Origin of the sequence: Alcanivorax sp. REN37 (assembly GCF_041102775.1) — a bacterium.
In the GTDB taxonomy this organism is placed as follows: domain Bacteria; phylum Pseudomonadota; class Gammaproteobacteria; order Pseudomonadales; family Alcanivoracaceae; genus Isoalcanivorax; species Isoalcanivorax beigongshangi.
Genome location: NZ_JBGCUO010000001.1, coordinates 1,817,349 through 1,833,071, shown reverse-complemented (window position 1 = coordinate 1,833,071; position 15,723 = coordinate 1,817,349). Strand labels below are relative to the sequence as shown.

Genomic DNA, 15,723 nt, shown 5'->3' with positions numbered 1-15,723 from the left:
TGTGGTTAGGTTTGCCCAGTGGCTTTTGTTATATTTCGACGCCTCCAAAAAAAGAAGGATGAGGGACCTACACCATGCGCAAAGCGATCCCCAGTGAAATGGGCGACGACAAAGACCGCAATTTTGTCACCGCGCTGGCGCGCGGCCTCGACATTCTGCGCTGCTTCGGGCCGGCTGATGAGTACCTCGGCAACGCCGAGTTGGCCAAGCGCACCAATATTCCCCGTCCCACGGTATCGCGCATGACCGCGACCCTGACCCAGCTCGGCTATCTGCGTTACGTCAGCCACCTTGAGAAATACCGTCTCGGGCCGGGCGTGCTGGAGTTAGGTTACCGCTATTTGGCCAGCGAAGGGGTGCGCGAACTGGCGCGTCCGTTCATGCAGGAACTGGCCGATGCCACCGATTGCATGGTGGCCATGGCGGCGGTGGATGGCACCAAGGTCAATTACATCCAGGTGTGCCAGGGCAATGGCCCGATGGTGCTGCGGCTGGCAGCCGGTTCTCAGGTGCCGATGGCCACCACCGCGCTGGGGCGCGTTTACCTGGCCGCCACGCATGAGCATGACCGCAATCAGCGCCTGGCCAAACTTGAAGAAGAATACGGCCGTGATTGGCCGGAAGTGCTGCGCGGCATCGAGCGTGGTTTCGAGGATTATCAGAAATACGGCTTCTGCATTTCTGACGGTGAATGGAACCGCGATGTGTCTGGCGTGGCGGTGCCGATGTTCGTTGACGGCGGTGAGCACATCCTGCCGATGAACATTGGCGGTTCGGCGCTGCGGCTGACGCGGCGCATCTTGGTCGAGAACCTCGGCCCTCGGCTCAAGGAACTGGTTGACCAGGTGAGCGCGCTGTCGCAAGGAAGCATGTCCTCATGATGTGCGGAGAATAATACCGGTGTCTTCAGAGTGTTCCGCAGCGTCGCCGACGGCGGCGCTGGATCCTGCCAAGCAAATCCAACCCGATGGTTTTCCCGCGCACATTGGTATGCGTGTACACAGCTGGGAAGAAGGGCGCGTGGAGCTGCACATTGATGCCGGCACCGAGCACCTCAATCTGGCCGGCGTGATCCATGGTGGTGTGTGCGCGACTTTGGTGGATGTGGCCGGTGCCATGGCCGGCACCCATTGCGCCTATCCGGGGCGAGTACGCAAGGCGGTGACGCTATCCATTACCACCACCTACACCGGTCAGGCCGGCGAGGGGCTGCTGCGTGCCGTGGGTGTGCGCAAGGCCGGTGGCCGTAAGATCTACAACTCGGTGGTGGAAGTGTTCAGCGCCGATGGCCGGTTGCTGGCGTTCGGTGAAGGCACCTTCCGTCTGCGTTCCGGCAGCGAGGACCCGCAAGGGCTACCGCTCGAGTCCTAGCCCTCTTTTCCGGAACCGTTACCCGGTTCCGGTGATTCTCGCATTCAGTGTTTGACCCCTTAGTCACTGCTGTGACAGATTTCGGAACCTGATTCCAATAAGTGGTTGCGCCGGCGTTGGCCGCAACCGGTTCCGGAGGATACACAGCATGACCCATCCGTTTTCTCTTACCGGCAAAGTGGCCTTGGTGACGGGCTCCAGCAAAGGCATCGGCCGCGCCATTGCCGAGCAGTTCGCGGCGCTGGGCGCCAAGGTGGTGATCTCCAGCCGCAAGGCGGACACCTGCGACGCTGTCGCGGCGGACATTCGTGCCGCCGGCGGCGAGGCGCTGGCGGTGGCCTGCCACGTCGGCGACAAGCAGGCGCTGCACCGGCTAGTGGAGCAGGTGGAGCAGCACTGGGGCGGCATCGACATTCTGGTCTGCAATGCCGCCACCAATCCGGTGTACGGCCCCACCGCCGAGATGACTGACGAGGCCTGGGACAAGATTCTCGACACCAACGTCAAAGGGACGTTCTGGCTGTGCAACCGGGTACTACCCGGCATGGCCGAGCGCGGCGGCGGCAAAGTGATCCTTCTATCCAGCATCGCTGCGCTGCGCGGCAATCCGGTGATCGGCACTTATGGTGTGTCAAAGGCAGCCGAGGCGGCGCTGGCGCGCAATTTGGCGGTGGAGTGGGGGCCGCACAACATTCAGGTCAACAGCATTGCCCCGGGCCTGATCCGCACCGATTTCGCCAAGGCCTTGCTGGATAACCCGGCGCGTCTGCAGCAAGCGGAACAGCGCACACCGCTACGCCGGGTGGGCGAGCCGGAAGACATTGCCGGCGTGGCGCTGTTCCTCGCCAGCCGTGCCAGCGCTTATGTCACTGGCCAGATGATCATCGCCGATGGCGGCGAGATGATTTGCTGAGGAGGCGCGCTCATGACCGGTCCCCGCTTGGGCGATGTGCAGCGCGGCCCGATGCGACCTGGCCACCAGCTCAATGTGGCAGCATTGGAGTCTTGGCTGGCGCAGCGCGAGTTGTTGCACGGTCCGTTGCAGCTGGAGCAATTCCAAGGCGGCCAGTCCAATCCCACCTATCTGCTGCACAGTGGCGAGCGCCGCTATGTGCTGCGCAAGCAGCCGCCCGGCAAGGTGCTGCCGTCGGCGCACCGCATCGACCGGGAATATCGGGTGATATCGGCGTTGGCCGCCCACAGCGCGGTGCCGGTGCCGCAGCTGCGTGGTTACGAGCAAGATCCTGCGCTGCTGGGTACGCCGTTTTATCTGATGGATTACGTGCCCGGGAGGCTGTTCAACGCACCACAACTGCCGGCCGTGGCGGCGCCACAGCGGCGCGAGCTGTACCTGTCGAAAGTGCGCACGCTGGCGGCGCTGCACCGGGTTTCCCCGGCGGCAGCCGGGCTGGAGGATTTTGGGCCAACGGGCGGTTACCTGCGTCGCCAGCTGCAGCGCTGGGGGCAGCAGTACCGCCGTGACAGCGCCGGGGCGCTGCCGGATCTGGATGCCTTGATCGTGTGGCTGGAGTCTCACCTGCCGGAGGATGAGGTCACCACCGTGGTGCACGGCGATTTCCGCTTCGGCAACCTGCTGTTCGATGTCGAGGGCACCGAGGTGCGCGCGGTGCTGGACTGGGAGCTGGCGACGCTCGGCCATCCGTTGGCGGACTTGGCCTACTGCCTGTTGCCTTACCATCTGCCCACCGGTGTGGACGGCGTGCGCGGGTTGGTGGGGGAGGACTTGGACGCGCTGGTGTTACCAAAAGAAACGGAATTGCTGGAGTGTTACTGTTTGCACGTTTCTCGGAATGAGATTCCGAACTGGAACTACTACTTGGCGTTCGCACTGTTCCGCACCGCCGCCATTTTGCAGGGTGTTTATCAGCGTTCATTGGCCGGCAATGCGGCCGACGAGAATGCCCGCAGCGTCGGCCTTCGTGCCGGTTTGATGGCCGCATGGGGGTGGCAAATTGCCCAGCGGAAATGAGCATTAATGCGGCTTTGCGCCGGGGCCGCCACGGTGAGGTGGCGGCCCATCATACCAGGTAGTATGTTTGTTCCTTGCCCGCCTTCTGTGCCGTTCTGGCCACTGTTCCAAAGCCACCTTTTTATTTTGAAATCGTATTTCGAAATGCGGTTGACCTGTGGGTCAGCGCGTGTCAGATTTCTTTCCGTCATGGCATCGATACGGCACTGACGCCCGCCATGCTCTTTTCTGTCAGCCCGGCCGCTTGGGCGGCCCACTGCACAACAACGAATCCGAATCATCAGCGTTGTCGTCCTGACGCACAGCGCTTGGGAGAGAACCGGAATGTTTGATCGTCACCTCGCGGTCTGGCCCGCCCAGTTGCCGCGGCAGCTGACACTGCCCCAGACCTGCCTCTACACCAACCTGGCTGTTTCGGCTCTGCGCTACCCGGAGCGCCCGGCGGTGATCTACTACGATTACGTGATCGACTACCGCACGCTGAAGCAGCAAGTGGATGCGCTGGCCGGCTATTTGGCGGCGCAGGGCGTAGCGCGGGGTGACCGGGTGCTGCTGTACATGCAGAATGCGCCGCAGTTCATCATCAGCTACTACGCCATCCTGCGTGCCAACGCGGTGGTGGTGCCGGTGAACCCGATGAACCGGGCTGCCGAGCTGGAACACTACCTTTCCGATACCGGCGCCAGCCTGTGCCTGTGCGGCCAAGAGCTGGTGGATACCATCGCGCCGATGATCGGCCGCGGTGATTTCAAGCATTTGGTGGTGGCGGCCTACAGCGATTACCTGCCGGCGCAGACCGATCTGACGCTGCCAGAGGAAGTGAAAGCGCCGCGCAAGCCGTTGTCTGGCGCTGGGGTGATCTCATTCAGTGACGCGCTGGCGCAGCAACTGCCGCCGCCGGAACTGCTGGTGGGTCCGGACGACTTGGCGGTGATGCCGTACAGCTCCGGCACCACCGGCGCGCCGAAAGGCTGCATGCACACTCACCGTTCAGTGATGATGCCGTGCCTGGGTGTGGCGCTGTGGATGGAGGGCAACAGCGAATCAGTGACGCTGGCCACGCTGCCGTACTTCCACGTCACTGGCATGCAATCGTCGATGAACGCGCCGATTTACCAAGGCTCCACCATCGTGCTGATGACGCGTTGGGATCGGCGCGTGGCGGCGGCGCTGATCCAGCGTTACCGCGTGACCCGCTGGGGCAACATCGTGGCGATGGTGATTGACCTGCTGTCCGATCCGGATCTGGCGAACTACGACCTGTCTAGCCTCAACAATGTCGGCGGCGGCGGTGCCGCCATGCCGCAGGCGATTTCCGACAAGCTCAAAGCACTGACCGGCCTCGACTACATCGAAGGCTACGGCATGTCCGAAACCATGGCCGCGACCCACGTTAACCCGGTGCACCGTGCCAAGCCGCACTGCCTTGGGGTGCCGATCTTCGGCGTCGATGCGCGGGTGGTGGATGTCGAGACGTTGACCGAGCTGGGCGTCGGTGATGTCGGCGAAATCATTATCGCGTCACCACAGCTGATGCAGGGTTACTGGAATCTGCCAGAAGAAACCGCCAAGACCTTCATCGAATTTGAAGGCAAGCAGTTCCTGCGCACCGGTGACATGGGCTACTACGACGAAGAGGGCTACTTCTTCATCGTCGATCGCGTCAAACGCATGATCAACGCCGCGGGCTTCAAGGTGTGGCCGGCGGAAGTGGAAGCGATTCTCTACCGCCACCCGGCGGTGCAGGAGAACTGCATCATCTCCACTCCGCACGAGCGGCGGGGTGAAAGTGTCAAAGCCTGCGTGGTGCTGGCGGCCGGTCACGAACAGGTGACCGCTGAAGACATCATTGCCTGGTGTAAGGAGCAGATGGCGGCCTACAAAGTGCCGCAGGAAGTCGCGTTCTACGACGCTCTGCCGCGCTCCCAGACCGGCAAGATCCTGTGGCGCACGCTGCAGGAACAAGAGTGGGCTCCGGCACAGTCTTCCTAACAGGCTGTCCGGGGGCGGAGGCGGGCGGTCCCATCGGCAGGCCCGCTTGAGCGGCCCCACCCCGGCCTGCCACAAGCGGGCCGGGCGCCGCGCTCCATAAAAACTGAGAAAAGCTACGGCAACGGCGCACTTCACGCCCTGCCTTACCACCGGGAGAGACGGTCTTGGATCTGTTTCTGCAACAACTACTGAACGCACTGACCCTGGGCAGCATCTACGGGCTGGTGGCGTTGGGCCTGACGCTGGTCTACGGCGTGCTCAACATTCCCAACTTCGCCCACGGCGCCTTGTACGCGGTGGGTGCCTACGTCGCCTATGTGGTGATGGTTGATTACTCCGGCAACTATTGGCTGGCCATGGCGCTGGCCGCAGTCGCGGTGGCCGTGCTGGCGATGCTCAGTGAACGGCTGGTGTTCTACCCGCTGCGCAACTCGCCGCCGCTGCATGACAAAATCGCCGCGATCGGCTTGGTGATGTTCATCGAGGCGATGCTGCAATGGCACTTCGGCGCTGAATTCCGCCACATGCCGGTGGCCTTCGATACGCAAGTGCAGCTTGGCAACCTGAGCATGCCGGCCCAGCGCCTGCTGATTATTGCCGCGGCGTTTGGCTTGATGGCGGTGCTGCACTTGTTCCTCACCCGCACCATGACCGGCTCCACCATTGTGGCGGTGGCGCAGAACCGTGAGGGCGCATCACTGGTGGGGATCGACACCCGCCGGGTGGCGCTGCTGACGTTCGCAATTTCCGGTGCACTGGCGGCGGTGGCGGCGACGCTGTTCGCGCCGATCAACCTGGTGTACCCGGCCATGGGCCACCTGCTGATCATGAAAGCCTTCGTCATCATCGTGCTCGGCGGCATGGGCAGCGTGCCCGGCGCTATCGTCGGCGCGCTGATCATCGGCTTCGCCGAGTCCTTCGGTGGCTTCTACATCTCCAACGAATACAAAGACGTGATCGCGTTTGCGGCGCTGGTGGTGATCCTGTCCATCAAGCCCACCGGTCTGTTTGCGAAGAGGGCGAACTGATGAAACGCATTTCTGATTTGTTCGCCTCGCCCTGGATGAAAGCCCTGCTGCTGGCGGTGGCACTCGTATTCCCGTGGCTGGCGGAATCCGATTACCAGCTGTACGTGCTCAGCACCGCATTTGTGTGGGCGCTAGCGGTGTACGGCCTGAACATCATCACCGGCTTCTGTGGCCAGCTGAACCTGGGTCATGGTGCGTTCTTCGCGCTCGGTGCTTATACCTTGGCAATCCTCACCGTTGACCACCAATGGCCGTTCTGGTGGGCCTTTGCTGGTGCCGGTCTGATGGGCGTGGTGTCTGGCTTGGTGGTGGGCGTGGTGTCGCTGCGGCTGAAAGAAAACTACTTCGCCATTTTCACCTTGTGCGTGGGCTTCATCGTTTACCTGCTGCTGGACAAGTGGGAAGCGCTGACCCACGGCGCTGCCGGCATGATGGACATTCCGGCGCCAGAAGGTTTCGGTTGGATCGATTTCTCCGCCACCGTGCCGTTCTACTACTTGGCGCTGGCATTTCTGATGCTCGGGATCTGGGTGGCACACCGCATCGGCAAATCGCTGCTGGGCCGTACCTTCCTGGCCATCCGCATGGGCGATGACTTGGCGCAGTCATTGGGCATCAACCTGATGCGCAACAAGGTGCTCGGCTTCGTACTGTCCACCGTGTATGCCGCCTTTGCCGGTGCGCTGTACGCCTCGTCAGTGCGTTTCATTGGCCCGGCGGAAGCCGATGTCACCCACACCTTCGACATGATCGCTTACGGTCTGGTCGGTGGCCTCGGCACGCTGATGGGGCCGTTGGTGGGCACGCTGCTGATTACTTGGATGACCCAGTCGCTGCAGTTCCTCGAAGAGTTCCGCATGATCGTGTTCGGCCCGCTGTTGGTGGTGCTGGTGATCTTCATGCCGAAGGGCATCGTTGGTACCTACGCGTTCCGTCGCAACCGCCGCATCGCGGCCGAGCTGACCGCCAAAGCCCGTGCCAAAGAGGAGGGCCAGCGCCGTGCTTAAGATCTCCGGATTGACCAAACGATTTGGCGGCCTTGCGGCGGTCAACGACGTCAGCGTCGAATTCATCAAAGGTGGCGTCAACGCCATCATCGGCCCCAATGGCGCCGGCAAGAGCACCTTCTTCAACTTGGTGGCCGGTGCCATTGCGCCGACCTCCGGCACCATTCTCTACGACGGCCAAGACATCACCGGGCTGCGCAGCGACAAGGTGGCCCGGCTCGGCATTGGCCGCACTTTCCAGGCCACCAACCTGTTCGAGCAGGCCACGGTGCTGGACAACTTGATCGTCGGCCACCGGCTGCGCACCCAGTCCAACCTGCTGGACGTGCTGCTCAACACCCGCCGGCTGCGGGACGAAGAGCGCCGCTGCCGTGCCAAAGCCGAAGAAGTGCTGGAGTTCGTTGAGCTGGGCCACATCGGCCACCGCTTGGCGGCCGACATCAGTCAAGAAGAGAAGAAGCGGGTGGCGTTCGCCATGGCGCTGGCCACCGAGCCGCGCATGGTGCTGCTGGATGAACCGGCCGGCGGCGTTAACCCGGAAGAGACCAAGAGCTTCGCCGGCCTGATCCGCAAGATGGTCGACCACGGCATCACCGTGTGCCTGATTGAGCACAAAATGGACATGATCATGAGCCTTGCCGACAAGATCATGGTGCTCGACCACGGCGAAAAAATTGCCGAAGGCACGCCGGATGAAGTGCGTAACAACCCGGTGGTGATCGAAGCGTACCTGGGGAGCGATGACGATGCTGAAGCTTGAAAAAGTAGGCGCCCATTATGGCAGCTTCAAGGCCCTGGATGACATCGATATGCAGGTCGCTGCCGGTGAACTGGTGGTGCTGCTGGGTGCCAACGGCGCCGGCAAGAGCACGCTGTTCAACACCATCAGCGGGTTGGTGAAAGCCACCAGCGGCACGCTGCAGTTCGACGGCAAAGACATTACTGGCCGCAAACCGTCGCGGTTGGTGAGCGAAGGTCTGGTGCAGTGCGCCGAGGGCCGCAAGCTGTTCCCGGACATGTCGGTGATGCGCAACCTGTTGCTAGGCGGCTATGTGCACCGCCGCGACAGCGCCGGCCTGCGTCGCACGCTGGACCACGTGCTGACATTGTTCCCGATCCTCAAGGAAAAAGCGGAGCAATCCGCCGGTTCCTTGAGTGGCGGCCAGCAGCAGATGGTGGCCATTGGCCGCGCCATGATGAGCCGTCCGCGACTGCTGATGCTGGATGAGCCGTCGCTAGGTTTGGCACCACTGGTGGTGAAGCAAATGTTCGAAACCATCAAGTCGATCAATGACGAAGGCACCACCGTGCTGCTGGCGGAACAGAACGCCTTCGCAGCGCTGAAGATTGCTGACCGCGCCTATGTAATGGAAGGCGGGCGGCTGGTTATGGAAGGCGATCGCGATGCCATGCTCGGCAACGACGCCATTCGCAAGGCTTACATCGGCGGGTGATCCCCCGTCTTCTTTGAGTTGTGGAGAGCGCTATGAGTATTCGTAGAAAATGTGTGCGCGCCCTGACTGCCATGGCGGCGTCGGTGCTGTTGGCCACCGGTGCCCAGGCGGCACAGGTGAATATCGGTTTCACCGGTCCGCTGAGCGGCGGCGCGGCGCTGTACGGCGACCAGTCTGTCAAAGGCATGCAGCTGGCTGCCAAGCAGATTAACGATGCCGGCGGTTTTGAAGTGGACGGCAAGAACTACACCGTCAATATCGTTGCGCTGGATGACAAGTACACCCCTGGCCAAGCTGCCGTAAACGCCCGCCGCTTGGCCCAGCGTGAGCGCGCGCCAGTGATCTTCACCCCGCACTCCGGTGGCATCTACGCACTGCAGGCGTTCAACGAGCGCGATAACTTCCTGATCATGGGCTTCACCTCGATCCCGCAAGTGACCGAGAAGGGCAACAGCCTGACCGTGCGTATTCCGCCGACTTTCACCGCCTACCTGGAACCGTTCGCCAAATTGGCGATGGACCGCTTCGGGCCGAAGATCGCCATCGCCAACGCGACCCATGACTACGCCAAGATGTGGGGCGCCGCGTTTGAGAAGACCTGGGTAGAGCGGGGCGGCAGCGTGGTGGCCAACAACCCGATGGACTACAACAAGTCCGCCGATTTCTACACCGGCGTGAGCCGCGCACTGGCGGCTAAGCCGGATGTGCTGTTCATCGGCGGTGCCTCCGAGCCCACCGGTTTGGTCGTGCGCCAGGCTCGTGAGTTGGGCTTTAAAGGCGGCTTCATTCTGATGGACCAAGCCAAGCTCAATGACGTGGCCACGGTGGCCGGTGGTATCGGTACGCTGGAAGGTTCAGTGGGCGTAACGCCGCTGGAGCTGTACGACAGCGAAGATTCTCATCGCTTCATCGATCTGTACAAGGCCACCTACAACAGCAATGCCACCTCCGAGTCTTCCTACCACTACTTCTCCGTGCACCTGACGGTGCAGGCAATGAAGGAAGCCGGTTCTGTGACCGATCCGCGCGCCATCCGTGCCGCCATGCAAAAAGCGCTGGTGAGCCTGCCGCCGGCGTTCAACCCCTACGGCGTCAGCCACATTGACGACGACGGTGGTCTGCAAACCGATCCGCGCGTTGCTTACGTGAAGGATGGCGAGGTGTTTGCACTGACCCGCGCTCAGATCCTCGACGGCGAGGCACTGCCGGAGCAGTGAAGGTCAGACCTTGACCAAGTGGGGTGCTGCGGCGCCCCACTTTCATTTTTGGATGATGCTGTCGTTTTTTGAAATTAGGTTTCAAAATAATTGAACGGGACGGGCTTTTGCCTATACTGGAGCGGTTTGCGCTCGGCCAGCCCCCAAGGAGGACAACAATGACTGATTCTGTGGTGCACTACCGCCTCGAAGGCGAGATCGGTGTCGTTACCATCAACTACCCGCCGGTGAATGCGCTCGGCCAAGGTGTGCGTGAAGGCCTGCTGGCCTGCTTGGCGCAGGGCGAAGCCGATGGCGCCGCCAAAGCGCTGGTGGTCATGGCCGAAGGCCGGACCTTCCCAGCTGGTGCCGATATCCGTGAGTTTGGCAAACCGCCGGCCGGCCCGGCACTGCCGGACGTGATCGCCGCGTACGAGCGCAGCGAAAAAGTCATTATTGCCGCTATTCATGGCACCGCCCTCGGCGGCGGTCTGGAAGTGGCGTTGGGCTGCGATTACCGCGTCGCCCTGGCCAGTGCCCAAGTGGGCCTGCCGGAAGTGAAACTTGGTCTGTTGCCGGGCGCCGGTGGTACCCAGCGTCTGCCGCGCCTGATCGGCGCCGAGCAGGCGCTGCCGCTGATTGTCAGCGGCAACCCGGTGAAAGCCCCTGCGGCGTTGAAACTGGGCATCCTCGATGCGGTGCTCGACGGCGACTTGCTGCAGGGTGCGCTGGAGTTCGCGCGCGCCAAAGTGGCGGAGAACGCGCCGCGCCGGCCGCTGTGCGACGCCAGCGTGGCGGCGGTCAGCGACACTCTGTTCAGCGATTTCGAGCAGTCCATTGCCCATCGGCAACGTGGTTTCAAAGCGCCGTTCGCATGCATTGAAGCCGTGAAGGCGGCCGCTGAGCTGCCGTTCGCGCAAGGTCTGGAGAAAGAGCGTGAGCTGTTCCTCGGCCTGATGGCGTCCACCGAATCGAAAGCCCAGCGCCATGTGTTCTTCGCCGAGCGCGAAGTGGCCAAGGTGCCGGGTCTGGATGCCAAGACCACCCAGCGCGAGGTGCGCAGCGTCGGCATCATCGGCGCCGGCACCATGGGTGGCGGCATCGCCATGAACTTCCTCAATGCCGGCATCCCGGTGACCTTGCTGGAAGTGAAAGACGAGTTCCTCAGCCGTGGTGTTGCGGTGATCCGTGCCAACTACGAAGCCACCGCCAAGAAAGGCCGCCTGACCAGCGAGCAGGTGGAGCAGCGCATGGCGCTGCTGACGCCGTCGCTGAGCTACGACGACCTGGCGCAGGTGGACGTGGTGATCGAGGCGGTGTTCGAAAACATGGACATCAAAAAGTCCGTATTCGAAACCCTCGACAAGGTCTGCAAGCCGGGCGCGATCCTGGCCACCAACACCTCCACCCTCGACGTCAACGAAATTGCCAACGTCACCCAGCGTCCGCAGGACGTGATCGGTCTGCATTTCTTCAGCCCGGCCAACGTCATGAAGCTGCTGGAAATCGTGCGCGGTGAAGCCACGGCGGACGACGTCATCGCCACCACCATGGCGCTGGCGCGCCGCATCGGCAAAGTCGGTGTGCTGGTGGGCGTGTGCCACGGCTTCGTCGGCAACCGCATGTTGCACCGCCGCCAAGCCGAAGCGATGGCGTTGGTGAAGCAGGGCGCCTCCCCGCAGGCGGTGGACAAGGTGCTGTTCGACCTCGGCTTCCCGATGGGCCCGTTTGCCACCTCCGATCTGGCTGGCTTGGATGTGGGCTACCGCATTCGCGAGGAAATCCGCAAGGACGACCCGAGCAAGGCGCCGCGCACCTGGATGGACGATCTGGTGGAAAAAGGCCGTTGCGGCCAGAAAACCCAGGCCGGCGTTTTTGACTATGAAAAAGGTAACCGTACGCCAGTCCCGTCCGCCGACGTGGACGCTATCATCGCGGCATACCGCGCCACGGAAGGGGTTACCCCGCGCGCGGTGAGCGAGGACGAAATCCTTGAGCGCTGCATGTACGTGATGGTGAACGAAGGCGCCAAGATCCTCGAAGAAGGCATCGCCATGCGCGCGCTGGATATCGACGTGATCTGGATCTACGGCTACGGCTTCCCGGTCTACCGCGGCGGCGTCATGTTCTGGGCCGACACCGTGGGCTTGGACAAGATCTACGCGCGCATTTGCGAGCTGTACCAGCAGACCGGCGAAGAGCACTGGCGCCCGTCCGCCTACCTGAAGGAGCTGGTGGACGCCGGTCGCGGCTTCCACCACTGAGACTGACTGGCCCCGCTGCGGCGGGGCTCCAATTGAACCCGGGCAAGGTAACGACATGGATCTGGAATATACCGCCGAAGAGCTCGCCTTCCGTGACGAAGTGCGCGCCTTCCTGCGCGAGCAGCTGCCGGCGACCATCGCCGCCAAGATCAAACACAACCGCCGTCTGACCAAGGACGAGCACGTGCTGTGGCAGAAGCGTCTGCACCAGCGCGGCTGGGCCGCAGTGCACTGGCCGACCGAACACGGCGGTACTGGCTGGGGCCCGATCGAGCGCCATATCTTCGATGAAGAGTGCGCCGCCCACCACGCACCGCCGATGCTGCCATTCGGCGTGTCGATGGTGGCGCCGGTGATCATCAAGTTCGGCACCGAACAGCAGAAGCAGCAGTACCTGCCGGACATCCTGGCCTCCAACGTGTGGTGGTGCCAGGGCTACTCCGAGCCGGGTGCCGGTTCCGACCTCGCTGGCGTCAAAACCCGCGCGGTACGCGACGGCGATCACTACGTGGTCAACGGCCAGAAGACTTGGACCACCCTCGGCCAGCACGCCGACATGATCTTCTGCCTGGTGCGCACCGACCCTAACGCCAAGAAGCAGGAAGGCATTTCGTTCCTGCTGATCGACATGAACACCCCGGGCATCACCGTGCGTCCGCTGATCACGCTGGACGGCGAGCACGAAGTGAACGAAGTGTTCTTCGATGACGTGCGGGTGCCGGTGGCCAACCTGGTCGGCGAAGAAAACAAAGGCTGGACCTGCGCCAAGTACCTGCTCACCTATGAGCGCACCGGCATCGCCGGCGTCGGCCAGACTAAGTCGCTGCTGTCGCACCTGAAAACGGTGGCCAGCGAGCAGATCGTCAACGGCCGTCCGCTGATCGAAGAGCCGCTGTTCCGCGCGCGCTTGGCAGATGCGGAAGCCGAGCTGATGGCACTGGAAATGACCAACCTGCGCACCGTTTCGGCGGCAGCGGATGGCGGCGTTCCGGGCGCGGAGAGCTCGTTCCTGAAGATCATGGGCACCGTGCTGCGTCAGGAAATCACCGATCTGTTCCGCCGCGCGGCGGGTCCCTACGCGATGCCGTTCCTGAGCGAAGGTGACGACGCTGTGGGGCCGGAGTTTGCCGGCGCCGTAGCCAACCGCTACTTCAACTACCGCAAGCTGTCGATCTACGGCGGTTCCAACGAAATTCAGCGAAACATCATCGCTAAAGCGATTCTGGGGCTGTAACCATGGACTTCAAACTCAACGACGAGCAACGCATGCTCGAAGAAACCGTGGGCCGTCTGGTCCGTGACGCGTACGGCTTCGAGACCCGCGAAAAGAACCGCAACAGCGCCCTCGGCTTCTCCACCGAAATGTGGCAGCAGCTGGCCGAACTGGGCCTGCTGGGTGTGCCGTTCAGCGAAGAGCTGGGTGGCTTCAACGGCGGCGGCCAAGAACTGATGGTCGTGGTGGAAGGCTTCGGCCGCGCACTGCTGCTGGAGCCGTACCTGGCCACCGTAGTGCTGAGCGGCACCGTGATCGACCGCCTTGGCAGCGACGAACAGAAAGCGCAGTTGCTGGGCAGCATCATCGGCGGCGAGCAGCGCTTTGCGCTGGCGGCCTACGAAGGCCAGGCCTTCTACGACCACACCCAAGTCACGACCCGTGCGGTGGCCAACGCCGACGGTTACCTGCTCAACGGCAGCAAAGCGGTAGTGCTGCACGGTGACAGCGCTGACCAGCTGGTGGTGATTGCCCGCACCAGCGGCGACGACGGCGATGCCGCCGGTCTGACTGCCTTTGTGGTGGCGGCTGATGCCGCGGGTGTCAGCCGCCGTGGCTACCCCACCGTAGACGGCCTGCGCGCAGCAGAAATCAGCTTCGACAATGTCCAGCTTGCGGCGGCGGCGCGCCTCGGTGACGAGGGGGCGGCACTGCCGGCACTGGAAGCCGCGATTGAGCGTGGCATCGTGGCGCTGTGTGCGGAAGCCTGTGGCGCGATGGAAGTCGCTTGCGACCAGACCCTTGAATACATCAAGGAGCGCCAGCAGTTCGGCGTCGCTATCGGCCGTTTCCAGGCGCTGCAGCACCGGATGGTGGACATGCGCATGGCACTGGAAAAAGCCCGTTCCATGACCATCCTCGCGGCCTGTTCCTTGGAGCTGCCGGCCGCCGAGCGTCAGCGTCGCCTGGCGGCGGCCAAGCTGATCATCGGCAAAACCGGCCGTCTGGTGTCCGAAGAAGCCATCCAGCTGCACGGCGGCATGGGCATGATGGACGAGACCGCGGTATCCCATTACGCCAAGCGTTTGGTGATGATCGATCACCAACTTGGCGACCAGCAGTACCACCTGCAGCGGCTGTCCGCGCTGCTGGCGGTTGACGATGACGTCGCCTGAGTAGGCGAGCACTTTGGGGTGGCGTCAGCCACCCCTTTTTTTTGCCTACCCTGCAGGAGGGCCCATGAGCCATGTATTGATTGTCGGCGCCGGTGCCATCGGCGCTTTCTACGGCGCCATCCTCAAACGTGCTGGTTGGCGCGTGAGTGTGGTGCTGCGTTCCGAGTACCAAGTGGTGGCCGAATACGGCTTCACCTTCACCCACAGTCCGCTGGGCGATTTGTCCTGGCGCCCGGACGGCGTCTACCGCGATGGCGATGTGCTGACCGACGCTGCGGATTATGTGGTGCTGACCAGCAAGGTGCTGGATGACCTCGACCGCGGCGCATTGCTGCGCCCGTGGTTGGCGCCGCACAGCCGTATTGTGCTGATCCAGAACGGTCTCGACATCGAGCGCGCCGTCGCTGAGGCGCTGCCGCAGCATGAACTCATCAGCGCCATTGCCTTTGTCGGGGTCAGCCGTACTGCGCCCGGCGAGCTGGTGCACAACTCCTACGGCCATCTGTCGCTGGGTTGCTACCCGAGCGGCATCAGCGACAGTGTCACGGCACTGGCGCAGGCGCTGGAGCAGGGCGGCATCGCCGCTAAGGCAGTGGACAATGTGGTGCGTGAGCGCTGGCTGAAAAGCGTCTGGAACGCGCCATTCAATCCGCTCTCGGTGCTGGGCAACGGAGCCGACACGGTGCAGATGCTGGATGCGCCAGGTGCTGAGAGCTTAGTGCGGGCGTTGATGGCGGAAGTGCTGGCGGTGGCCTCCGCCGAAGGCCACGATTTTCCGCCCAACCTGATCGATGCGCAGATTGCTGGGACCCGCAAGATGCCCGGTTACCGCAATTCCATGGCCCTGGATTACTTGGCCGGCCGGCCGATCGAACTGCAGGCCATCCTCGGCAACATCGTCGACATTGCTGCGCGCCACCAACTGGCGGTGCCACACCTGCAAACGGTGCTGACGGCGCTGCGCATTCGCCAGTGGCCTGCGGCGCAACCAGTGTGACCGCTGCCGTAGCCGCACATAAAAAACGCCGCGATT

Annotated in this window: 14 protein-coding genes; all 14 read left to right on the top strand. The window is 62.8% G+C overall.

Going from position 1 to position 15,723, the window contains the following annotated elements:
• The first annotated feature begins 74 nt into the window (after positions 1–74).
• Entirely contained in the window at positions 75–881 is an 807-nt protein-coding gene (locus AB5I84_RS08290) for an IclR family transcriptional regulator (protein WP_369455384.1), read from the top strand.
• Positions 882–990: 109 nt separating this feature from the next.
• Positions 991–1,371 (top strand): PaaI family thioesterase, encoded by a 381-nt coding sequence (locus tag AB5I84_RS08285; RefSeq protein ID WP_369455383.1) that lies wholly within the window; start codon positions 991–993, stop codon positions 1,369–1,371.
• A 148-nt stretch (positions 1,372–1,519) separates the two neighbouring features.
• Positions 1,520–2,284 carry an SDR family NAD(P)-dependent oxidoreductase gene (locus AB5I84_RS08280; protein ID WP_369455382.1) on the top strand — a complete coding sequence of 255 codons (765 nt, stop codon included), beginning with the start codon at positions 1,520–1,522 and terminating at the stop codon, positions 2,282–2,284.
• Positions 2,285–2,296: 12 nt separating this feature from the next.
• Positions 2,297–3,361 (top strand): phosphotransferase family protein, encoded by a 1,065-nt coding sequence (locus tag AB5I84_RS08275; protein WP_369455381.1) that lies wholly within the window; start codon positions 2,297–2,299, stop codon positions 3,359–3,361.
• Positions 3,362–3,685: 324 nt separating this feature from the next.
• Positions 3,686–5,353 carry a long-chain fatty acid--CoA ligase gene (locus AB5I84_RS08270; RefSeq protein ID WP_369455380.1) on the top strand — a complete coding sequence of 556 codons (1,668 nt, stop codon included), beginning with the start codon at positions 3,686–3,688 and terminating at the stop codon, positions 5,351–5,353.
• Between the two features lie 164 nt (positions 5,354–5,517).
• Positions 5,518–6,381 (top strand): branched-chain amino acid ABC transporter permease, encoded by an 864-nt coding sequence (locus AB5I84_RS08265; protein ID WP_369455379.1) that lies wholly within the window; start codon positions 5,518–5,520, stop codon positions 6,379–6,381.
• Entirely contained in the window at positions 6,381–7,388 is a 1,008-nt protein-coding gene (locus AB5I84_RS08260; RefSeq protein WP_369455378.1) for a branched-chain amino acid ABC transporter permease, read from the top strand. The genes AB5I84_RS08265 and AB5I84_RS08260 overlap by 1 nt, the downstream gene beginning before the upstream one ends.
• 10 nt (positions 7,389–7,398) lie before the next feature.
• Positions 7,399–8,148, top strand: a complete 750-nt coding sequence (locus AB5I84_RS08255) for an ABC transporter ATP-binding protein (protein ID WP_369455377.1) — start codon at positions 7,399–7,401, stop codon at positions 8,146–8,148.
• Positions 8,135–8,842 carry an ABC transporter ATP-binding protein gene (locus AB5I84_RS08250; protein WP_369455376.1) on the top strand — a complete coding sequence of 236 codons (708 nt, stop codon included), beginning with the start codon at positions 8,135–8,137 and terminating at the stop codon, positions 8,840–8,842. The genes AB5I84_RS08255 and AB5I84_RS08250 overlap by 14 nt, the downstream gene beginning before the upstream one ends.
• Before the next feature lie 32 nt (positions 8,843–8,874).
• Positions 8,875–10,059: an ABC transporter substrate-binding protein gene (locus tag AB5I84_RS08245; protein WP_369455375.1), complete on the top strand. Its 1,185-nt coding sequence runs from the start codon at positions 8,875–8,877 to the stop codon at positions 10,057–10,059.
• Positions 10,060–10,217: 158 nt separating this feature from the next.
• Positions 10,218–12,302, top strand: coding sequence for a 3-hydroxyacyl-CoA dehydrogenase NAD-binding domain-containing protein (locus tag AB5I84_RS08240; RefSeq protein WP_369455374.1), 2,085 nt, complete (start codon positions 10,218–10,220; stop codon positions 12,300–12,302).
• 55 nt (positions 12,303–12,357) lie between these two features.
• Positions 12,358–13,536, top strand: a complete 1,179-nt coding sequence (locus AB5I84_RS08235) for an acyl-CoA dehydrogenase family protein (protein ID WP_369455373.1) — start codon at positions 12,358–12,360, stop codon at positions 13,534–13,536.
• Positions 13,537–13,538: 2 nt separating this feature from the next.
• Entirely contained in the window at positions 13,539–14,690 is a 1,152-nt protein-coding gene (locus AB5I84_RS08230; RefSeq protein WP_369455372.1) for an acyl-CoA dehydrogenase family protein, read from the top strand.
• 64 nt (positions 14,691–14,754) lie between these two features.
• The gene (locus AB5I84_RS08225) at positions 14,755–15,687 is read left to right on the top strand and encodes a ketopantoate reductase family protein (protein ID WP_369455371.1); all 933 of its coding nucleotides are present in this window, start codon (positions 14,755–14,757) and stop codon (positions 15,685–15,687) included.
• The last annotated feature ends 36 nt before the right edge of the window (positions 15,688–15,723 follow it).